The organism is Bacillus sp. LJBS06 (assembly GCF_016924995.1).
Lineage (GTDB): Bacteria > Bacillota > Bacilli > Bacillales > Bacillaceae > Bacillus > Bacillus stercoris.
Genome location: NZ_CP070483.1, coordinates 1,185,401 through 1,207,011, shown reverse-complemented (window position 1 = coordinate 1,207,011; position 21,611 = coordinate 1,185,401). Strand labels below are relative to the sequence as shown.

20 protein-coding genes, 2 pseudogenes and 1 riboswitch are annotated in these 21,611 nt (G+C 46.9%); of the genes and pseudogenes, 14 read left to right on the top strand and 8 right to left on the bottom strand.

The genetic code is table 11. From position 1 onward, the window contains the following. The first annotated feature begins 89 nt into the window (after positions 1-89). The 7 genes from JQX68_RS06035 to JQX68_RS06005 all read left to right on the top strand — a co-directional run bounded on the left by JQX68_RS06035 (position 90) and on the right by JQX68_RS06005 (position 7,356). A complete protein-coding gene (locus JQX68_RS06035) occupies positions 90-581 on the top strand; it encodes a YajQ family cyclic di-GMP-binding protein (RefSeq protein ID WP_147771740.1) in 492 nt (163 codons plus the stop codon). A 106-nt stretch (positions 582-687) separates the two neighbouring features. Next, positions 688-805, top strand: a riboswitch (SAM riboswitch). A gap of 89 nt (positions 806-894) precedes the next feature. Further along, entirely contained in the window at positions 895-2,733 is a 1,839-nt protein-coding gene (locus tag JQX68_RS06030; protein ID WP_147771739.1) for a bifunctional homocysteine S-methyltransferase/methylenetetrahydrofolate reductase, read from the top strand. A 91-nt stretch (positions 2,734-2,824) separates the two neighbouring features. Further along, the gene (locus tag JQX68_RS06025; RefSeq protein WP_147771738.1) at positions 2,825-3,274 is read left to right on the top strand and encodes a GNAT family N-acetyltransferase; all 450 of its coding nucleotides are present in this window, start codon (positions 2,825-2,827) and stop codon (positions 3,272-3,274) included. Between the two features lie 4 nt (positions 3,275-3,278). After that, complete coding sequence (locus JQX68_RS06020; RefSeq protein WP_147771737.1) at positions 3,279-4,127, top strand: GNAT family N-acetyltransferase; 849 nt, start codon at positions 3,279-3,281, stop codon at positions 4,125-4,127. Between the two features lie 111 nt (positions 4,128-4,238). After that, entirely contained in the window at positions 4,239-5,507 is a 1,269-nt protein-coding gene (locus JQX68_RS06015) for an MFS transporter (RefSeq protein ID WP_014663491.1), read from the top strand. An 8-nt stretch (positions 5,508-5,515) separates the two neighbouring features. After that, positions 5,516-6,631: a mandelate racemase/muconate lactonizing enzyme family protein gene (locus JQX68_RS06010; protein ID WP_147771736.1), complete on the top strand. Its 1,116-nt coding sequence runs from the start codon at positions 5,516-5,518 to the stop codon at positions 6,629-6,631. Positions 6,632-6,726: 95 nt separating this feature from the next. Further along, entirely contained in the window at positions 6,727-7,356 is a 630-nt protein-coding gene (locus JQX68_RS06005; protein WP_009966972.1) for a YitT family protein, read from the top strand. 44 nt (positions 7,357-7,400) lie between these two features. Here JQX68_RS06005 and JQX68_RS06000 read toward each other — a convergent pair whose 3' ends face one another. Together JQX68_RS06000 and JQX68_RS05995 are read right to left on the bottom strand one after the other, a co-directional pair. Beyond that, positions 7,401-8,159 (bottom strand): phosphosulfolactate synthase, encoded by a 759-nt coding sequence (locus JQX68_RS06000; protein ID WP_014663488.1) that lies wholly within the window; start codon positions 8,157-8,159, stop codon positions 7,401-7,403. Further along, a complete protein-coding gene (locus tag JQX68_RS05995) occupies positions 8,156-8,842 on the bottom strand; it encodes a 2-phosphosulfolactate phosphatase (RefSeq protein WP_147771735.1) in 687 nt (228 codons plus the stop codon). Before JQX68_RS05995 ends, JQX68_RS06000 begins: the two co-directional genes overlap by 4 nt. Before the next feature lie 185 nt (positions 8,843-9,027). Here JQX68_RS05995 and JQX68_RS05990 point away from each other — a divergent pair, with 185 nt between their 5' ends. From JQX68_RS05990 to cysC, 3 genes are all read left to right on the top strand, one after another. Beyond that, positions 9,028-9,738 carry a phosphoadenylyl-sulfate reductase gene (locus tag JQX68_RS05990; protein WP_147771734.1) on the top strand — a complete coding sequence of 237 codons (711 nt, stop codon included), beginning with the start codon at positions 9,028-9,030 and terminating at the stop codon, positions 9,736-9,738. Positions 9,739-9,851: 113 nt separating this feature from the next. Continuing rightward, a complete protein-coding gene (gene sat, locus JQX68_RS05985; RefSeq protein ID WP_103031853.1) occupies positions 9,852-11,021 on the top strand; it encodes a sulfate adenylyltransferase in 1,170 nt (389 codons plus the stop codon). After that, a complete protein-coding gene (gene cysC, locus JQX68_RS05980; RefSeq protein ID WP_147771733.1) occupies positions 11,018-11,617 on the top strand; it encodes an adenylyl-sulfate kinase in 600 nt (199 codons plus the stop codon). The genes sat and cysC overlap by 4 nt, the downstream gene beginning before the upstream one ends. 27 nt (positions 11,618-11,644) lie before the next feature. On the opposite strand, the gene JQX68_RS05975 is transcribed toward cysC, so the two are convergent. Next, a complete protein-coding gene (locus tag JQX68_RS05975) occupies positions 11,645-12,451 on the bottom strand; it encodes an alpha/beta fold hydrolase (RefSeq protein WP_103031851.1) in 807 nt (268 codons plus the stop codon). Positions 12,452-12,655: 204 nt separating this feature from the next. Here JQX68_RS05975 and JQX68_RS05970 point away from each other — a divergent pair, with 204 nt between their 5' ends. After that, positions 12,656-13,294, top strand: a complete 639-nt coding sequence (locus JQX68_RS05970; protein ID WP_147771732.1) for a pentapeptide repeat-containing protein — start codon at positions 12,656-12,658, stop codon at positions 13,292-13,294. Positions 13,295-13,301: 7 nt separating this feature from the next. On the opposite strand, the gene JQX68_RS05965 is transcribed toward JQX68_RS05970, so the two are convergent. Then, entirely contained in the window at positions 13,302-14,756 is a 1,455-nt protein-coding gene (locus JQX68_RS05965) for an aminotransferase-like domain-containing protein (protein WP_147771731.1), read from the bottom strand. 79 nt (positions 14,757-14,835) lie between these two features. Between JQX68_RS05965 and JQX68_RS05960 the strand changes: the two are divergent. Beyond that, a pseudogene (locus JQX68_RS05960) lies at positions 14,836-15,485 on the top strand (LysE family transporter). 50 nt (positions 15,486-15,535) lie between these two features. Beyond that, positions 15,536-16,045 (top strand): DinB family protein, encoded by a 510-nt coding sequence (locus tag JQX68_RS05955; protein ID WP_147772418.1) that lies wholly within the window; start codon positions 15,536-15,538, stop codon positions 16,043-16,045. A gap of 49 nt (positions 16,046-16,094) precedes the next feature. On the opposite strand, the gene iolX is transcribed toward JQX68_RS05955, so the two are convergent. The 3 genes from iolX to JQX68_RS05940 all read right to left on the bottom strand — a co-directional run bounded on the left by iolX (position 16,095) and on the right by JQX68_RS05940 (position 19,210). Continuing rightward, a complete protein-coding gene (iolX, locus tag JQX68_RS05950; protein ID WP_147771729.1) occupies positions 16,095-17,123 on the bottom strand; it encodes a scyllo-inositol 2-dehydrogenase in 1,029 nt (342 codons plus the stop codon). A 192-nt stretch (positions 17,124-17,315) separates the two neighbouring features. After that, positions 17,316-18,329: a transcriptional regulator DegA gene (gene degA, locus JQX68_RS05945; RefSeq protein WP_147771728.1), complete on the bottom strand. Its 1,014-nt coding sequence runs from the start codon at positions 18,327-18,329 to the stop codon at positions 17,316-17,318. Positions 18,330-18,346: 17 nt separating this feature from the next. Beyond that, positions 18,347-19,210: an AraC family transcriptional regulator gene (locus JQX68_RS05940; protein WP_069149336.1), complete on the bottom strand. Its 864-nt coding sequence runs from the start codon at positions 19,208-19,210 to the stop codon at positions 18,347-18,349. A gap of 123 nt (positions 19,211-19,333) precedes the next feature. On the opposite strand from JQX68_RS05940, the gene JQX68_RS05935 reads away from it, so the two are divergent. Beyond that, positions 19,334-20,701, top strand: coding sequence for an MATE family efflux transporter (locus tag JQX68_RS05935; RefSeq protein WP_014663475.1), 1,368 nt, complete (start codon positions 19,334-19,336; stop codon positions 20,699-20,701). Between the two features lie 29 nt (positions 20,702-20,730). Here JQX68_RS05935 and JQX68_RS05930 read toward each other — a convergent pair. After that, positions 20,731-21,560, bottom strand: a pseudogene (locus tag JQX68_RS05930) (phytoene/squalene synthase family protein). Positions 21,561-21,611 lie beyond the last annotated feature (51 nt).

The window sequence follows — 21,611 nt, the reverse complement described above, 5'->3', positions numbered from 1 at the left end:
TCATCCCAAATTGATTCTTTGTTCTGTTGGAAGTTTCTCTTTATTCTACTATAATCAACACATAAGTTAAATGTTATGGAGGTTTTCATATGGCAAAAGAAAGTTCATTTGATATTGTATCAAAAGTGGAATTGCCTGAAGTGCAAAACGCGATCCAAATCGCACTGAAGGAAATCAGTACACGATATGACTTTAAAGGAAGCAAAAGCGATATTTCCTTAGATAAAGAGGAGCTGGTCCTCGTTTCCGATGACGAATTTAAATTAAGCCAGCTGAAGGATGTGCTGGTCAGCAAATTGATTAAACGCAACGTACCGACGAAAAACATTGATTACGGCAAGGTGGAAAATGCGTCAGGCGGAACGGTACGCCAGCGTGCAAAGCTTGTTCAAGGCATTGACAAAGACAACGCAAAAAAAATCAATACGATCATCAAAAACTCCGGACTGAAAGTGAAATCTCAGGTGCAGGATGATCAAGTGCGCGTCACCGGAAAAAACAAAGATGACCTGCAGCAGATTATTTCAGCTGTGAGTGAAGCAGATCTGCCAATTGACGTTCAATTTATAAATTTCAGATAAATTTTCTGATTCCTATTGATTATTGTCTTTATTTTCGATAAATTTGGAGAAAGGGAAAAACGCCAGGTATCTTACGGCACTTCCTGACACGAAAATTTCATATCCGTTCTTATCAAGAGAAGCAGAGGGACTGGCCCGACGAAGCTTCAGCAACCGGTGTAATGGCGATTAGCCATAACCAAGGTGCTAAATCCAGCAAGCTCGAACAGCTTGGAAGATAAGAAGAGACAAAATCACTGACAAAGTCTTCTTCTTAAGAGGACTTTTTTTATTTCTCTTTTTTCCTTGCTGATGTGAATAAAGGAGGCAGACAATGGGACTTTTAGAAGATTTGCAAAGACAGGTGTTAATCGGTGACGGCGCCATGGGGACGCTCCTCTACTCCTATGGCATTGACAGGTGTTTTGAGGAGCTCAATATTTCAAAGCCGGAGGAAATTCAGCGCATACATAAAGCGTACGTTGAAGCGGGAGCCAACATTATTCAAACGAATACGTACGGGGCCAACTATATTAAATTATCCAGACACGGTCTTGAGGATGACATCAAAAAAATGAATCAGGAGGCCGTAAAGATCGCGCGGGCTTCAGCAGGTGATGCATACGTGCTTGGAACGATGGGCGGCATACGCACCTTTAATAAAAACGCATACAGCCTTGACGACATTAAGCGCAGCTTCCGCGAGCAGCTGTACCTGCTGCTGCATGAAGAGCCGGATGGCTTGCTGTTAGAAACGTATTATGATTTGGAAGAAGCCCGTGAAGTGCTGAAAATCGCGCGGAAAGAGACTGATCTTCCGATTATGCTCAATGTATCCATGCACGAGCAAGGCGTATTACAGGACGGAACGCCGCTTTCTGACGCATTGCGCTCGATTGCGGATCTCGGAGCTGATATTGTTGGCATTAACTGCCGCCTCGGCCCTTATCATATGATTGAAGCGCTCAGCGAAGTGCCGATTTTTGATGACGTGTTCTTATCCGTTTATCCAAACAGCAGCCTTCCTTCGCTTGAAGAGGGACGGCTCGTCTATGAAACAGATGACACGTATTTTCAAAACAGCGCGTCAGAATTCCGTAAGCAGGGTGCGCGGATTATTGGCGGCTGCTGCGGCACCACGCCAAATCATATCCGGGCGATGGCAGAAGCGGTTAGCGGGCTGGCTCCGATTACGGAAAAAGAAGTCAAAACCCGGGCGAAAGAATTCATTTCTGTGCAGCATGAGCGAACCGAGCCCGGCCTGAATGAGATCGCGGCGAAAAAACGCTCTATTATCGTAGAACTGGATCCGCCGAAAAAACTGAGCTTTGACAAATTTCTATCGGCGGCCGCTGAATTAAAAGAAGCCGGAATCCATGCCTTGACACTCGCCGATAATTCTCTGGCAACCCCACGGATCAGCAATGTTGCCTGCGGCGCCCTTGTCAAGCAGCAGCTCGATATGCGTTCCCTCGTCCATATTACGTGCCGCGACCGTAACATTATCGGCTTGCAGTCACATTTAATGGGCCTTGATACGTTAGGGCTGAATGACGTGCTTGCCATTACAGGTGACCCTTCTAAAATCGGGGATTTTCCCGGTGCGACGTCTGTGTATGATTTAACATCCTTTGATTTAATCAGGCTGATCAAACAGTTCAATGAAGGTCTGTCTCTGTCTGGAAAACCGCTTGGCAAGAAAACGAATTTCTCAGTCGCCGCCGCATTTAACCCTAACGTCCGCCATTTGGATAAAGCGGTAAAACGGCTGGAGAAAAAAATAGATTGCGGCGCGGATTATTTTGTTTCTCAGCCTGTCTATTCCGAGCAGCAGCTTGTCGATATCCATAACGAAACAAAACATCTGAAGACGCCGATCTATATCGGCATCATGCCGCTGACAAGCAGCCGGAATGCCGAATTCATCCATAATGAAATTCCCGGCATTAAGCTGTCTGATACGATTCGCGAAAAAATGGCCCATGCCGGTGAAGATAAAGAAAAGCAAAAGGCGGAAGGCCTTGCAATTGCACGCTCCCTGCTGGATACGGCGTGCGAGCTGTTTAACGGCATCTACTTGATTACGCCTTTCCTCAGATCTGACTTAACCGCCGAGCTGACGTCATATATTCAGCAAAAAGATGAGCAGCGCCAAAATATCTTTTTGCATTAATTCCTAAAAGACTGCCTGATCGAATCGGGCGGTCTTTTTCAACGAGATTCGTGTTACGATATAGAAAAACAATCATAAGGAGGAGGAAATTATGCTCGAAGTCAAAACCATTTCTGCGGAAGATACATATGAAATCCGGCACCGAATTCTGCGTCCCCATCAATCCATCGAACAATGCAAATATGAAGAGGATCATGCAGAAGGCTCCTTTCATCTCGGCGTGTTTTATGATGGAACGCTGATCAGCATCGCTTCTTTTTCCCCGCAAAGTCAGCCTTTATTAACGGAAACCCCTGCGTATCGGCTGAGAGGCATGGCAACGCTCGAAGGATATCGCGATCAGAAAGCTGGAAGCACGCTGATCAAACACGCGGAGCACAAACTGGCGGAGAGCGGCGTTCAGGCGGTATGGTGTAACGCGAGACACCATGTCAAGGGCTACTATGCCAAGCTTGGCTGGGAGGAACTTGGCGAACCATTTGACATTCCCGGCATTGGCAATCATATTGTCATGTCCAAAACACTTAGAACAAGCAGGTGATCTTATGGACATAGTGGATGAACTGATTGAGCTTCATGAAGAACACGTTTCCGGCTTATTGCGGCTTTGCGGGCAAGCCGGGTGGCCGGATTATGGCGAACAAGAGCTGAAACTGCTTGTTCAGCAGGGACGCTTTTTCGGTTATCAAAATGTCAGCGGTGAGATGATTTCCTGCATCGGCTTGTTTTTGTTTGGCCGTCTTGCTTCTATCGGCCTTGTTATCGTTGACAAGGAATATAAACGGCTTGGTCTCGGCAAGCGTATGGTAAACGCCTGTATCACCCAAACGGATGAAAACACCGCCATCAGGCTTTGCGCCACAAAAGAAGGTTTGCCGCTTTATGAAAAAGCAGGCTTTCATACGGCAGGAACAGTGCGAAAGTACAGCTGTCACAGTTTTCAACCTTATACAAAACAGCTTGACACTAAACTGTCATCCTTTAGAGAACAAGACTTTCAAGACTTAGCGACGGCGGATCTTGCCGCCTTTGGCGGAAATCGATCAAGCCTTTTGCAGCAGCTTATTTCCACTTCATGCGAATGTGTCATCGCCAGAAAACCTGACGGACAGTTCATTGGGTACGGACTATCTGTACAAACACCGGCCCATTTGAAATTCGGCCCCATTATCGCTCCATCATCAGACATTGCTGCACAAATAATCAGCAGGCTGGCGGCCGGAAAACAAGGCCCGATGCGAATCGATATACCAGGTGAACACACGTCTCTTCATGACAGCCTGATAGAAATGGGATTTCATAAAGATGATGAACCTCCGCTTTTGTTCTATCAGAAAAAAGCGCCTATTCAAAATGGACACTTATATGCTTTGATTTCACAGGCTCTCGGTTAGCCCTCTTTTTCCCGAACAGGTATCTTCTGTTCGGTTTTTTTGCTGTCTGATTACTGAATAAACGAAGTCATCAGGGACATTCTAAGCAGAAGAAAAGGAGTGTGCTCTGAGATGGAATCATCAAAACAAAATAACGGAATGACGATTGTAGCAATCGGTTCAATCCCTTTAATATTAACCCTCGGAAACTCGATGCTTATTCCGATTTTACCAAAAATGAAATCTGAACTTCATTTATCACAATTTCAAGTCAGTCTCGTGATCACAGTATTTTCCTTGATTGCAGCATTTACGATTCCGATCGTCGGTTATCTCGCAGACCGATTCTCAAGGAAAATCATCATTATTCCCTGCTTAATTTTGTATGGTGCCGGCGGTTTGTTAGCCGGGTTTGCGGCAGGTTTTTTTGACAATGCCTTTCCTTGGGTCATGGCAGGACGAGCGCTTCAGGGAATCGGGGCAGCCGGAACAGGCCCAATTGCCATGGCACTGACGGGAGATCTGTTTAAAGGCGCCCAGGAGAGCAAGGTGCTGGGCCTTGTTGAAGCTTCAAACGGCATGGGGAAAGTGCTTTCACCAATCATCGGCTCGCTTATCGCCCTGCTTGTCTGGTATGGCGCATTTTTTGCCTTCCCTGTGTTTTGTATCATTTCAATCGTGCTGACTTGGATTTTTATTAAAGAGAAGAAAAAGGAAAAAGAACCGCCACCTATCGGAAAATATGCGAAAGGGCTGTTAAGTGTTTTTAAACATGAAGGCAGATGGCTGTTTACCGCTTATTTAGCCGGTGCGACCTGTTTGTTTACTTTATTCGGCATCCTGTTTTACCTCTCAGATGTTCTTGAAAAAACATACGACACCGACGGCGTGAAAAAAGGCTTGATTTTAGCGATTCCACTTTTGGTTATGTGTGTGACGTCTTATACAACAGGAAGCAAAATCGGGCAAAAGCAATCGTTAATGAAAAAACTGATCGTACTCGGATTGGCGTTCATGACCGTATCTTACGCGGCACTGTCATTCATTGAAAATCTTGTCCTCTTTATCAGTGTTCTCGTGCTGAGCAGTATCGGCTCAGGTCTTGTTCTTCCTTGTGTGAACAGTTTCATTACCGGGGCTGTCGGCAAGGAAAGACGGGGATTTGTCACCTCGCTGTACGGATCTGTACGCTTCTTAGGGGTAGCAATCGGCCCTCCGATTTTCGGCCGCCTGATGCAATGGTCCAGACCCGGCATGTTTTTAAGCATTGCAGGATTGACTCTCGTTGTCGGCATTCTTGTGATGATGTTAATCCATGTGAAGCAAAACAATGAAGAAGCAAAAGAGAAAGAAGACCCTAAAATGGCTGGCAATCGGCTGCAGCCCGCTGAGGAAAGGTAGCACACGGTTTGAAGATTGTACGAATTGAAACCTTTCCGCTATTGCACCGATTAGAAAAGCCATACGGAGACGCCAACGGGCTTAAACGATATCGGACTTGTTATCTTATCAGGATTATCACCGAAAGCGGTATAGACGGCTGGGGAGAATGTGTTGATTGGCTCCCTGCTCTCCATGTCGGTTTTACGAAACGGATCATCCCGTTTCTTTTAGGAAAACAGGCCGGCAGCCGCCTTTCATTAGTGCGCACGGTTCAGAAATGGCACCAGCGGGCGGCCTCCGCTGTAAGCATGGCGCTGACAGAGATTGCGGCCAAAGCTGCGGATTGTTCAGTTTGCGAATTATGGGGCGGGCGATTCAGAGAAGAGATTCCTGTGTACGCCTCTTTTCAATCGTACTCAGACTCCCCGCAATGGATCAGCCGCTCGGTCTCCAACGTTGAAGCCCAGTTAAAAAAAGGGTTTGAGCAAATCAAAGTCAAAATCGGCGGGACCTCCTTCAAGGAGGATGTCCGGCACATCAATGCGCTGCAGCATACAGCCGGCAGCTCCATTACGATCATTCTGGACGCAAACCAAAGCTATGATGCCGCTGCGGCGTTTAAATGGGAGCGCTATTTCTCCGAATGGGAGAACATTGGCTGGCTTGAGGAGCCTTTGCCCTTTGATCAGCCGCAGGATTACGCTTTGCTTCGCAGCCGTTTATCTATTCCTGTTGCCGGTGGAGAAAACATGAAAGGCGCGGCGCAATTTGCGCCTCTCCTTTCACAGCGCTGTTTGGATATCATTCAGCCTGATGTCATGCATGTCAACGGAATCGATGAGTTTCGGGACTGCCTCCAGCTCGCCCGTTATTTTGGCGTCAGAGCATCCGCCCATGCATATGATGGATCACTTTCACGGCTCTATGCTTTATTTGCACAAGCCTGCCTGCCCCCATGGTCTAAAATGAAGAACGATCAAATTGAACCGATCGAGTGGGACGTCATGGAGAATCCTTTTACAGATCTCGTCAGCCTGCAGCCTTCAAAAGGAATGGTCCACATCCCGAAAGGAAAAGGCATTGGAACAGAGATCAATATGGAAATCATCAATCGCTGCAAGTGGGATGGCTCAGCCTATTAAGCTGGGCCATTTCTTCATTTTGAGACATAAATCATGGACAGCCTCATAAAATGAAAACAGCGGACAAGTCTTTTCATAAAGGAGCAAATGACTTAATGGCTGAACTGCTGATGAAAGCAAAACTCACGTTTATGATTGTCGTAGGCGGCGTACTACAGGGACTCGGCATGTCCTTGTTTTTATTTCCGCATGATATTCCGACAGGCGGTGCAGCAGGTATTGCGGTGCTATTGCATTATCTGTTTCAAATTCCCCACGGCTTTTCAGTGTGGGCTGTGAATGTATCAATGCTTTTTACTGCTTTAAAGTGGCTGGAGATGAGGACATTTACCGGCACCCTCGCTTCTATCACCGTCACCTCTGTCTCGGTATTGATCTTTGATGCGGTTTTTCCGGATATCACTTCAAACCTGTGGCTTGATCTGGCAAGCGGCGCAGTGTTATTGGGACTCGGCATCGGACTTTTATACAAATATAAAATTTCGAACGGAGGATTCGGAGCCCTTGCTCTAATGATTTCTATCTACCGCGGCGGAAATCCCGGAACGATTCTGCTCATCATGAATTGCATCATTTTTATGGTCACCGCGTCTATTATTGACTGGGGCATCGTCATTCAAGCCCTCATATGCCAGGTGATATCGACAAGAGTCATCGACTTCATCTACAACATCCGCCTGACCTCTCTTCCCTATCTCACGCCTATGTACCGCCATAAAAAATAATAGGCAGAGGCTCTCTTCACGACGAGAGCCCCGCAGCCGCTGTTTTACAGAAAAAAGGTATCGGATCTTAGCCCTAAACGCAGCGTCTCCAACGCGATGGCATCATGAAATGGAATATTGGCCAGATTCACATTCGGCCCGATTTTTTGAATAAACCCTTGCTGAAGCGTTTTGTTAGGCGCTTCAAAAATCAGCCTGTTGATATCAATATCCGAGGAAATGATGTCGTCAACAATTTGAAACCTGACATCGCCGCTGCTGGAACAGATCCCTCCCGTCCCGCTTTCTCTGGCTTCTGTAATCACTTTTTCCGCGCCCGCTTCCAAATCTTCAACGATATATTCAAGCCATTCCTCAGAGCTTTGCCGGCTTGCTAATTCCGCATCCTTGCTGCCCACCTCACTAAGCACAAGAAATTCATCAGAAAAATCGGCAATGTAAGCCGCTTTCTCTTTATTTGTCATCGGGAGCGTACCGTTTGAAATCTCAATATATTCACAGCCGAAATAGGTGCAGTACCGATGAAACTCATTCACTTTTTTCTGGCTTACGTACTTTTCGAACAGTGTGCCGCCAAAGAAAAATGAAATGTCATGCTCTTTTAGCGTGCTGATTTTTTCTTCAAGATCTTTCGTAAGTAATGATGTGCCCCAGCCGAATTTCACAAAATCAATATAGTCGGACGCTCCAGCTATCGCATCTTTGAAAAATTGCAAGGGATAGCCGTTATCAATTAAAATGGACTGCCCGGTTTCTCTCGGCTTATTTGTTCTCACTGGCAATTCTAGTGAAAAATCATTCATATTATGACCCTCTCTATCGTTGGAACTTCTCCATCTTGTTTCACTTTCATCACAAAATCGCCCGTCAGTTCTTTTGCACAGTAAGCGATGTCCTCCGAATCAAATAATGGCTGGCGGCGGTCAAAAAATTTCTCTGCAACAGAAGAGCCTTTTATTCTTTGAATCGCCTCCTCAGCCGTTACCGCATTTGTCCCTTCAATGATGCCTTTGATATACTCCGCACACGCCATATCGTCATCACCGGATGGGTGGGAAGCCACAATGTTTATGACACAATCGTTTGTGGCGAGCTTTTTTACATGCTGTGCCGTTGTTTTGGCATTGGAAAATCCAGTTACGAACAGATGCTTTGCATTCAGCGCCCCCAACGCCGCTGTGACGCCATTAGTTGTTTTCTGGATCAGACGCTTATCCGCCATATCCTGCTCAGCCATGCGCTTAGGAGAATTATCTAAATCAAATCCGCTGATACCGACCCCCTTTTCCTCTCCCGTCAATACATAATCCGGATAGGTGCCTTTCAGCGCAAAGGCTTCATCAGCCGTCCGGACCAACAAAATCTCTTTCGCCCCGCCGATAAACGCATAATGGGCGACCGTAAAGGCTCTGATGACATCAATGACGATGTTAATATCCGCCGGGGCAAGCGAATGATGATGCCCCTGATAAATGGAAATCGGCATAATACCTCTCCTTGGGCATAAAACCATTTTGCTTAAAAGCATATTCAGCCGGGCTCTTAATGGTTCCGCTCCTCATTTTAGGCGGGCGCGGCACCTAAAAACCCTGAACCTTTATGCAAAAAATGAATAGTCTGCCTATAACTCGATAAATAGATAAAAAAGCAGATGCAAACGGGGGGAAAACGTTGAACGAAACCATCACGTATGACACATGGAACGACATGCTATCCAAACAGGTAACGGATCAATTGATCGATGAGCTCGATGTGTTGAAATGGGCTTACCGAACGTACGGGGAAAAGATTGTGTACGCCTGCAGCTTTGGCGCAGAAGGGATGGTGCTTCTCGACTTAATATCAAAAATCAACAAAAACGCACACATCATCTTTTTGGATACAGGGCTTCATTTTCAAGAAACATATGAGCTGATCGAGGCTGTCAAAGAGCGGTATCCGGGATTTACAATCCAGCTGCTCGAACCCGAGCTGAGCCTGGCAGAACAGGAGACGAAGTACGGCGGAGAGCTGTGGAAGCATAACCCGAACCTCTGCTGCCAATTGCGGAAAATCGAACCGCTCAAAAAGCACCTGTCCGGCATGACAGCTTGGATTTCAGGGCTGCGACGGGAGCAGTCGCCAACGAGAAAGCATATTCAATACGTAAACCAGGACCAGAAGTTTAAGCTCATCAAAATTTGCCCGCTCATCCACTGGACATGGGATGACGTTTGGACGTACATCCGCCTGCACAATTTGCCTTACAACAAACTGCACGATCAACATTATCCGAGCATAGGCTGTGAAATGTGTACATTGCCTTCCTCGGACCCGAACGATGAGAGGGCTGGAAGATGGGCCGGACGGGAGAAAACAGAATGCGGCCTGCATCAGGAATAGCGGATGGCAGGTTCTTGCTGTGAGAATCGAAATGATGTTAAGGCGCTGATGTAAAGCTTTCATTGAAGTGCAGAAAAGAAAACAAGGAAACGTATAAATGGAGGTTGAACACGTTGAATGGAAACGAGCCCCATGGAGGGGTATTAATCAACCGCTGTGATCCCGCATGCCGTTTTGAAGGGTGCACGTGCGAAGCGGAGCTGGATCAGCTTGCACTGAGCGACCTGGAGCTTATTGCGATCGGCGGCTACAGCCCGTTAACAGGTTTTTTGGGAGAAAAGGATTATCATCGTGTTGTGAAAGAAATGAGGCTGGCAAACGGCTTGCCGTGGAGTCTGCCGATTACGCTGGCTGTCGGAGAAGAAACAGCAAAACAGCTGTCTGCCGGAGATCACGTCAAGCTTGTGAAAGACAGCGTTACCTACGGCATGATCACAGTCACCGATATATACCGGCCTGATAAAACACTGGAAGCACTGTCTGTTTTTAAAACAACCGATCCTGCCCACCCAGGCGTAAAAAAATTGCTGGCGCGCCCGGATTATTATATCGGGGGGCCTATCACGGTCAGCCGCCTGCCTGACAAACCTTTCGAACAGTTTTATGCAGCGCCCGCAGAAACAAGAGCGGCCTTTCAAAAACTCGGCTGGCAAACGATTGTCGGCTTTCAAACCAGGAACCCTGTTCACAGAGCGCATGAATATATACAAAAAACAGCGTTAGAAACGGTCGACGGTCTGCTGCTTCACCCGCTTGTCGGCGAAACAAAGTCAGACGATATCCCGAGCGATATCAGAATGGAGAGCTACCAGGTTTTGCTTGATCACTACTATCCAAAGGATCGTGTCATGTTATCGGTTTTCCCTGCCGCCATGCGTTATGCAGGTCCGCGGGAAGCGATTTTCCATGCGCTCGTCCGAAAAAATTACGGCTGCACCCATTTTATTGTAGGCCGTGATCACGCAGGGGTCGGCAGCTACTACGGGACATACGACGCCCAAGATATTTTTCAATCATTCACAGAGGAGGAGCTTGGCATCAAGCCGCTGTTTTTCGAGCACAGCTTTTATTGCCGAAAATGCGGAAACATGGGCACCTCCAAAACATGTCCGCACAGCTCAAGAGACCACATCCACTTATCAGGCACAAAAGTGAGAGAGCTTCTCCGCCAAGGCAAAAAGCCGCCTAAAGAGTTCAGCCGGCCTGAGGTCGCAGCCGTGCTGATCAAGGGACTTCATCAACAGCCTGTTGCCATCCAGCAAAACAGCGGGGAATTAAAATGACACACAATCCGAACATCATTTGGCATCCCGCTGCCATCTCAAAGTCTGACAGACAGTCCTTAAACGGACACAAAAGCTGCGTCCTCTGGTTTACCGGCTTATCAGGCTCCGGAAAATCGGTGCTGGCCAATGCAGTCGATGAAAAGCTTTACCGCAGGGGCATTCAGAGCTACGTGCTTGACGGTGATAATATCCGCCACGGCTTAAACAAAGATCTTGGATTTCAGACTCGTGACAGGATTGAAAACATCCGCCGGATCGGAGAAGTGGCAAAGCTATTTGTCGACAGCGGACAAATGATTTTAACGGCTTTTATCTCTCCATTCAGAGAAGACCGGGACATGGTTAGAGCGCTCTTTCCTAAAGATGAGTTCTTCGAAATTTATGTAAAGTGCCCGCTGCATGTTTGTGAACAGCGCGATCCAAAAGGACTTTATAAAAAAGCGCGAAACGGAGAGATCAAACATTTCACCGGGATCGATTCTCCGTATGAAGCGCCGATTTCACCCGATTTTATCATTGAATCGGACCAGATCTCTATTTCCGATGGAGCTGACCTCATCATTAACGAACTGCAAAACAGAGGAATTATATAAAAAACCCGATCAATGTCGGGTTTTTTCTTATGAGTCGGAGAACTTTGCAATCAAACTGTTAATCTTCTCTTTTTCCTCATAAAATGCTCCGTGCCCGCTGTTTGCAAACGGAACCAATTCTGACTGTTTGATGCCGCGCTTCAATTCTTTCGCAAAATCAAACGGCGCAATTTTATCTTTTCTCCCGTGCAAGATCAGCGTCGGCACCTTGATTGCAGTAAGTTCCTTTCTGAGATCCTCGTCTCTTAATGCAATGCCCGAGTGGATCGTCCCGTAGGAGGAGGCCTCCAGCATCAGATTGAGAAACCACTGTCTAAGCTCTGGGGACACTTTTTTCTCAAAAAACTGTTTCCCTAAATCCGCCAGTGTTTTGGGCCGATCCGTTTTGAACAGTTCAATCATATCGTCAATATCCTGTTTCCTCATGCCGTACGGATAACCCGGGCGTTTTGTAAACGCGGGTGCCGCTGCTGACAGTAATATCAGCTTATCAACATCGGCTCCCTCATGCCTTGCCATATAACGGACTGCAATGGCTCCGCCCATTGAAAAACCGGCAAGAATCGCATTCTCAAGCTGCAGCGTATAAATGACTGCTTTCACATCATCGGCCATCGTGTCATAATCATAGCCTTCCCAAGGGCGATCAGATAGTCCATATCCCCGTAAATCAATGCCGATAAAACGGAAGCCTCTTTTCGGAAGCTCATTCATTTGATATTCAAACATCTTATGATTCAACGGCCACCCGTGCAAAAAGATGATTGGCCTTCCATGTCCGATATCCTCTACAAACAGTGTCACATGCTCCTCGGTTTTGACGTAATGTCCCATTCCGCATTCCTCCTGTTCCCTTTGGCTTTCCCGGCCTGTAAACGCCTTGACGTACAGGAAGCTTTCCATTTATGCTTACAAAACAAGCGGGCTGCTGTACCAAGAAAGGCTCTTTACGATTTACTATATGTATCAAATTCCTTAACGATCTACTAAATTGAACCCGGAAGCCTCTGTTTTTCGGGCAGCAAAGGATGTCATCACATGAATAAAATTACAATTCAAAAACCGAATATACCGGAAAACCTGCAAACCGCAGATTTTCATGATGCCGTGACGCAGGATGATGTAATCAGCAAGCATTTGTTTGAAGATTGTACAATCTTCGGCGAAGATATCGAAAGACTTTGTGTGGAAAAAACGATCTTTAGAAATGTCGTGTTTATCGATGTGTCTTTTCGGCATATTGAACTGACCGATGTAATCTTTGAAAAATGTGATTTATCAAACGCCGATTTCAGCGGAGCTGTCATTCACAGAACTTCTATTAAGCAGTCAAAAATGGTTGGAATGAATGTGGCGGAAGCAACGCTGCGGAATGTTTCATTCGAGGAATGCCACGGACATTTCAGCTCATTTTCGTATTCAAATATGAAACAAGTTCGATTTGATCACTGTGCTCTTATGCAAAGTGAGTGCAGCAATACGGTGCTCCAGCAGACACACTTTGACAGGTGCGAATTGGAAGGCGCCAGCTTTTCCGGCACGTCCCTTCAAAACATGGACATCAGCACGTGCCGTTTTGAACAGCTTCATGTCTCCCTCGACAAATTGAAAGGCTGCAAAATCGCACCTGAGCACGCGATTTCTTTCGCCAGGGCGCTGGGAGCTGTCATCGTATAACAAAAGCTTAGGACATCATCAGGCGGCGGGCTGTTTCGGCTGCCGCCTTAATGCCAGTTTCCAAATCTCCAAGAGATGCATAGGAATATGACAGCCTGATGCTGTTTCGGTCTTCGCCGTCATAAATGAAACCGGGATTCACAAGCACTTGCCGTTTCAGCAGTTCATAAAAGAAACGGCTGACAGGCAGGTTTTTATGAAATGTCACCCAAATATAAAAGCCGCCGGCAGGAATCCGCCACGAGGCAATGTCCCCCGCATACCGCTCGAGAAAATGAACGGCGGCGTCTCTCCTTTGTTTAAGCACCCTTCGCACCCAAGTCAGATGCTCTTCATAATACCCCTGCGACAGCCACTCGGCAGCCGCCCACTGGGACAGTCCACTTGAACCGTAGTCTGTCTGCATTTTAATGTCCGACAGCCTTTCAATGACCGGTTCCGGACCGGCAATCCAGCCGATTCGCAGACCGGGACTAACCGTTTTTGAAAACGTGCCCAAGTACAGAATATTGCCCTCGTGATCCATTGCTTTCAACGGCCGCGGCGGTTTTTCTTCGAACCATAAATCACCGTACGCATCATCCTCAATGATGGGCAGCTGCTCTTTTTTTGACAGGCTGATGATCTCTTTCCTTCGCTGCTCTGACATGACTGTGCCAGTCGGATTATGAAACGACGGAATCGTGTAAAGCAGCTGTCCTCCATATTGTTTTCGATAAGAAGAAACGAGCCCCGCCTTGACCCCTTCTTTATCCATCGGCAAGCCGCGAAGCCGCATCCCCGCTGATTGAAACACATGCAAAGATTGAAGGTAGGACGGCTTCTCCGTCAAAATGACAGAACCCCGTTTTAGAAGCCCGATTGAAATAAGCTGGAGCGCCTGAAGTGCGCCTGACACAATTAAAATCGCTGACGGACTGACATGGATCTGCTTGCCTTTTAAATGCTCCGCCACCGCCTCCCGCAACTGACGGTTTCCTTTCGGCTGCTCGTATCCTAAAGACAGAGCCTGCGGATTGATCTTCTGAAACATCCGGCGCATTGTATCAGCAGGCAGCAGATCCGGTGAAAGCTCTCCTGTGCCTAATCTGATGATATCCGCTCTTGGTTCGTTTTGATTAATTTCCTGAATGATAGAAGAATTAGGGTGATGAATTCCTGAACGGACGTAATCGCTCCAATCAAGCGGAGGCTCAGCCGCCAGCACGCTCCAAGTACTGTTTACAACCTTCGTACCGCCGCCTCTTCTTCCCTCTAACAAGCCTTGAGACGTGAGTTCATCTATAGCTGCTGTGACTGTGCTGCGGTTGACTTGAAACATGTCGGCCAGCGTTCTCTGCGCAGGGATTTTCGTCCCTACAGCCCACTCTCCGTGAAGAATCTTGTCTTTCATATATTGTTCGATCTGCCGATGCAGCGGAACATCTAACTTTCGGCTTGGCTTCCATTGCGACAAGGTCATGCCCCCTTTTTTCACATTATACATTTGGCTGGGTCTAATCCCAACCAAATGGCTGGAGACTTTGGTAAACATCTCTTTTATGATTGAAAAAAAGATGTGAAGGGAGCTTTTATCAGCATGAATGCAATCATTCACGGAATTGTGCTCGCGTTTGGCTTAATTTTGCCGCTGGGAGTGCAGAATGTATTTATTTTTCAGCAAGGCGCGTGGCAAAAGCAAGTTTGGCGAGCACTCCCCGCCGTCATCAGTGCTTCAGTCTGCGACACCCTGCTCATTGTATTAGCTGTTGCGGGCGTATCTGTCATTGTGCAGCAGCTGCCCATGTTTAAGGCAGTAATGATGGCCGGCGGATTTTTATTTTTGCTTTATATGGGCTGGGTAACTTGGAACAGCCGTCCAAAAACAAGCCAAGATGAAAAACATACGTTTACAGCAAAAAAGCAAGCCGTGTTTGCGGCCGCTGCTTCACTTTTAAACCCGCATGCCATTCTGGACACGATCGGTGTCATCGGCACGAGTTCTCTTCAATATTCGGGGCTTGAGAAATGGCTCTTTATGGCCGCCTGCATCGCTGTATCTTGGATTTGGTTTAGCAGTCTTGCAATAGCGGGCAGGCTGTTTCAAACAATGGATACGAGCGGCAGGCTAATGGTGATCGTAAACAAATGCTCTGCAGCGGTCATGTGGGCAGCGGCAGGATATTTTGGGGTGTCACTCTTTTGCAATTGAAGGAGAAACAGATGAAAAAAACGAATTTCTTAGAAAAGGGGGCAATGCTGATGACTGATGCAAAACAGTTTTATGACTATCATTCTTGGGCAAACAAGAAAATATTTACCCATATCGAAAACCTGCCGGAGGAAACTGCCTATCAAGAAGTAAAGAGCGTATTTCCTTCTGTCAGCGACGTGCTGCTTCATATGTGCAGGGCTGACTACATTTGGCTGAATGTTCTTTCGGGAGTGGCCTACCAAGAGATTATAGAAAGCGCAGGTAAATTAGAGTCCGCGCAAGGTAATATGGCAGCGATTAAACAGCACGCTGCCGAGCTGGAGTCACAGTATCATGATTTCTTCAGCCGCCAGACGGACTTAGAACAGACCTTCACAATGCAGCATCCGAAACTAGGTACACTGGAATCAACCTATGCAGACACCATCCTGCATGTCGTCAATCACGGCACTTACCACAGAGGGAACGTAACCGCCATGCTGAGACAGCTGGGCCATTCAGGCATACCTACTGATTATATGTACTATTTATATGAGAAAAGAGAAAGCAAGGGCTAAAATGTCCTTGCTTTTTTTGCGGAAAGCCTCAAATGCAACATATTAGCTTTTACATACCTGTATAAGCACCCTTCACATCAAGCTGTACGGGCCTGCCGCTCTTATAGGAATTGGTCGCCGCGATGCCCACTTCTAAATTGATTGCCGCATCGATATCTGTCACAATCGGCGTTTTTCGATCCCGGACACACTCGGCAAAATGCTGAAGCTCCAAGCAGTAGGCTTCATGAAAACGAGTTTGAAAGTCTGGAATGATATCAAAACTGCTCCCTTTAGCCGAAAGGATGGTCACATGTTGATTTCTCAATGTTCCTATGAAAATACTGCCCTCTGTCCCGATCACCTCCGCCCGGATGTCATGTCCGTATGGAGAGGTTCTGCTTGCCTCGACATCCCCCGCTGCGCCGGAGTCAAATTCAATATACGTCAGCGCCTGATCCACATCGCCGTACTGTTCCATAAACGGATTGTTCAGAATCCTGCCGTGTCCTGAAACAGATGTGATTTCCGCCCCTAGCAAATAACGGGCAATATCATAGTCATGGATGGAACAGTCAATAAAAATCCCACCGCTGTGTTTGATAAACTCTGCGGGTGGCGCGCCTTGATCGCGCGTAAAGCCTTTATAATAGATAGGTTTGCCGATTTCACCTGCGTCAATCCGCCGCTTGGCATCTGCGTATGCAGGATCGAATCGTCTCATAAAGCCGACTTGGCAAATGACACCTGTCTCCTGCACTTTTTTAGAAACTGCTCTAGATTCCTCAAGGCTTAATGTCAGCGGTTTTTCAACAAAGATCTGTTTGCCGTTCTCGGCTGCTTTGATGATCATATCACCATGTGTGCTTGTCGGCGTTACGATAATGACAGCATCAATACCGGGATCTTCTAACACCTCATATGGGTCCTCTGACCATTTTTCGATACCGAATTCTCTGGCAACCTGCTCCGCTCTCCCTTTCAACGGATCACTGACACAGACCAGCTTTGCCCCTGGTACACTGGTAACGAGATTTTTCGCATGATAATAACCGAGCCTTCCTAATCCCAATACTGCGCATCTTACTTGATGTTCCACTCCCCATCCTCTCCTTTGTCTCATTTCAGGATCGCTTGGAGAAAGCGCTTTCTCTTAACAGTTAAAAAAACAGCGGCAACTCCGCTTTCATTTATTGCGCAAGCGCTTTCTCAAAAGATGGTTTCATTTTACACTGCCTTTTGTTGACACGCAATATGTTTTTTAAATCAAAAACCCCGCTCATTAGCGGGCTTATGTGTTAGGCGGTGATGTAGAATGTCTGATTACAAGTTCAGGCGGGAGCACTATTTTATGTTTCGTCTTTCGTTTTCCCTCTATTGCTTCTGCCAGCAGTTCAATGACGCTTCGCCCCATATCTTTTATCGGCTGGGCTACGGTCGTCAGGGGCGGAGCCGCCATTTCTGCGAGTATCGTGTTATCAAAACCAATGATAGAAAGGTCGTCCGGCACTTTTATGCCTCTTATTCTTGCAGCTTGTATGGCGGCGCAGGCCAATACGTCATTGAAGGCAAAAATAGCCGTCGGAGCGTTTCTGTCAAGCAATTTACCCGCTTCTTCCTTGCCGCTTTCCAAGGAAAATCGAGTCGGGATGATCAGTGACTCATCAATGGGCACGCCCGCTTCCTCCATCGCCTGGCGGAAGCCTTTGATTCTATTTTTTTCACCTGTCGTTGACCCGTCTCCGACAATACAGGCGATGTTCGTGTGGCCGAGTGACAGAAGATGCTTGGCAGCCTCGTACCCGCCGCGAACATCATCCATGACGACAATATCCATCGGAAGCAGCGGTTTATCCTGAGAAATCATGGCAAGCGGAATCTGTTCATTGGCGATTTCCTCCAAAGCAGACATACTGTCATGGTTTTCAATCCCTGTCGCAAAAATAATGCCGTCCACCTTTTTCTGCTTCAGAACAGAAAAATATTTCGTTTCTTTTTTCGGATCGTAATCGGTGCTGCAAATCATCATTTGAAAACCAAGCTCATCCGCTCTTTCTTCAATGCTTTTGGCAAGTTCGCCGTAAAACGGATTTGAAATATCAGGCGCTACGAGAGCGATCATATTCGTTCGTTTTCCCGTTAACGCCGCGGCGTGGACATTGGGCGTGTATGCCATTTCATTCATGACATTCATGACCTTCTGCCGCGTTTTGTCGCTGATTCTCCCCGTATGGTTAATCACACGCGACACAGTTGTAATCGAGACACCCGCCGCCCTTGCCACATCGTAGATTGTTGTTTTCATGTTGATCCCTCGTTTGGTTATTGAACTTTACGGCTGACAATTTTCCGGTATTCAATTGGTGAAATCCCTTCTATCTGCTTAAAGAGTTTTGAAAAGTATGTCGGATCTTCCATTCCAACCGTTTCTGCAATAACACCCATTTTATCATTTGTAGAGGATAAAAGACGCTTCGCTTCTGTCATTCTCACCCGGTTCGTGTATTGTGCCGGCGTTACGCCGAGCACCTGCTGCATGCAGCGGCTCACATAATCCTGATGATAGTGAAGGGCGAGTGACAGATCCTTGATTGTCGTCTTTTCCTTATAATGCTCCTGTAAGTACCGGGCCGCCTCCCAGGCTACCCGCTCTTTCGCAGACGGTATTTGGAACGCTTCTTTTTGCAGATGCAGCATCAGCTCCTCAAATAAGATTTGCTTTCTAAGCGGCAAATCGGAGTTTTCCGCGGAGTAATCAATCAGTCTTTCAAACTGCTGCGCCATAAACTGCGGGCGCTGCACCTTGCCTTTTCTCGGCAAAGCCAATCCGTAGCGGGCCGGCTCTTCGAAGCTCCCTTTTTCCTGCTGAAGCTCAGACCAATTGCTGCCTCCCTTAGCTGTAAATTCATAACGGTGTTCATCGAAGTGAAGCCAATAGTAGGAGGTTGCTTCATCACTGCCCTTCGTTCCATAGTGTTCGAGACCGGGAGAAAGCAGAATGTACTCGCCGCCTTCAATGGAGAATGATTTCTCATTTTCCGTAATATATAACGTTCCGTCTTTGACATATATCAGATCAAACACGGAGAATACACGTTTCACATGGGTTTCTCCCTTTTTAAAAACCCCTTCTCCGGCTGCGATAAATACCGGAAAAGGCGGGACTGTAAACAGGATGCGAGGCATTTGAATCATCCTCCTTTTTAAGTCGGATTTTTACAAGAAGTATCGTTTCTCTCCCTTTTTATTATAAGGAAATGGAGGTACACTTTAAAACGTTGATTTTATTTACGAAAGGGGTTAGACACGATGAAACAAGCTGTCTTCAAATCAACTGCTTTGAAAAAACCCGCTGACAAAACGTTCTCATTATTTTCGCTTACTTGGCCGATCTTTATTGAGGTCTCATTATATATGTTTATGGGTAATGCCGATACACTGATGCTCAGCCAATACTCGGATAACAGCGTGGCAGCAGTCGGCGTCAGCAACCAGATTTTGAATTTAATTATCGTGATGTTCAGCTTTATCGCCACAGGAACGACCGTTGTGATTTCACAATTTTTAGGCTCGCGGCAAAAGAAAGAAGCCATGGAAGTCGCTTATGTGTCAATCGGCGCCAACTTCTTCATCAGCCTTGCGATCAGTGCCATCATTTTTTTCGCGGCGGTCCCTCTGCTTCATATGATGGGATTATCAAACGAGCTGATGCCTGATGCGAAAGTCTTTTTACAAGTTGTCGGAGGTCTGTCCTTTATTCAGGCTTTAATTATGACATTCAGCGCGGTCTTAAAAAGCTACGGCTACACAAAAGATACAATGTTTGTCACTATCGGCATGAACATTTTAAACATTGCCGGAAACTTTGTGGTGATTTTCGGTTTGTTCGGCTTTCCTGTTCTCGGCGTTGCCGGTGTGGCGCTGTCTACATCTATCGCCCGCGTCATCGGATTAATCGCGATGATTGTGATAGTCAACAAACGCATTCAGCTGAAGATGTCGCTGAAAAAAGTATTTCATATGCATAAAGAGCATTTGCGCAAGCTGCTGAAAATCGGCATCCCTTCTGCGGGAGAGCAGCTGTCATACAACCTGTCGCAAATGATTGTCACGTATTTTATCGCGATCATGGGCGCGCAGGCGTTGACAACAAAAGTGTATACGCAAAATATTACGATGTTTATTTTGTTGTTCGGCACTGCCATCAGCCAGGGTACGCAAATTTTAATCGGCCGTTATATCGGCGGCAAACAATTTGATGCCGCTTATGAGCGCTGCATGAAGAGCTTATATTGGGCACTCGGAATTGCTGCGGCTACCTCAGTTTTAATGACGATCTTTTCAAAAGACCTGATTGGCATCTTTACACAAAGCCCTGACATTATTGCGACTGCGAGCCTTTTGATTGCCATGACGATTATCCTTGAACCAGGCCGCTCGTTTAATGTCATTATCATTAACTCCCTGCGTGCAGCGGGGGATGCGAAATTCCCGGTTTACATGGCAATGATTTCAATGTGGGGCATCGGTCTCCCGCTTGCTTATCTATTCGGCATCCATCTCGGTTTCGGTCTTGCCGGCGTTTGGATTTCCTTTATTGCGGACGAATGGGTTCGCGGAATCTTAATGTACAGAAGATGGCGCTCCCGCATCTGGATTCAAAAAGGTATGGCATAACACCCGGCTCAATAAGGCCGGGTGTTTTTTTATATGTCAGACAGAATCCGCTTCACTTCATTCTCTGTGAGGGCGTATTGATGTTGAAATACATCATACTGCTCCGCACGGATTTTTTCTAAAACAGCCCGGTACAAATGAAGAGCGGCTTTCACCGTTTTTTGTGAATACTGCGGAAATAGCGGCAATGCATCCAGACACTCCTCAAGATAGGCTTCCGCTTCAAAAGCGATATACTCCCATGTCATAGTAAACGCCTTATTCACGACGCCATTTTGAAGGTCGTCCTCTGTATATCCAAATTGCTGCATCACCTGCCGGGGGATGCGTTTTTTTTGCTGTTGGCCAGTGCCGATATCTCTCAGAATCCGAATCAGCTGAATCGCTAAACCGAGTGAACCGGCTGCATGTGTCAACTGTTCCCGATGCCGGCGCGTCATGATCGGGAGCAGCATCAATCCGGCTGCGCCACCTGTCTGGTATGCGTGCATGAGCAGTTCATCAAGATTTTCGAACGGTTTATCTTCCGCTTTCTGTGCGGCCATAAACTCACGGAATGGCTCACTGTCCAGAGTAAAGGTTTGGTACGCATGACCAAAAGCCTTCAACAAAAAGTGATTCCCGTTATACGTCCCGGAAAAAACATCTTCCGCCTCAGCTTCAATGGCAGATAACGCCTTCCCATCCGCATTGGCTGCCGTATGGCAAAACGCCACAACCGCCCAAGCTGCCTGCCTTTGCTTCAGTGGAAGAAACGAAAATGCTTTGTAGCAGGCTGGTTCGCGGGCGCTGACAATCTGGCCGCATTCAAGATAGGCTTCTTTTATCTCTTTCATTTCTTTTCACTCCTATGTATCACTGCTTCTTCAAGTCTATTATGTTTTCTCGCAATTGTATATGAAGAAAAAGC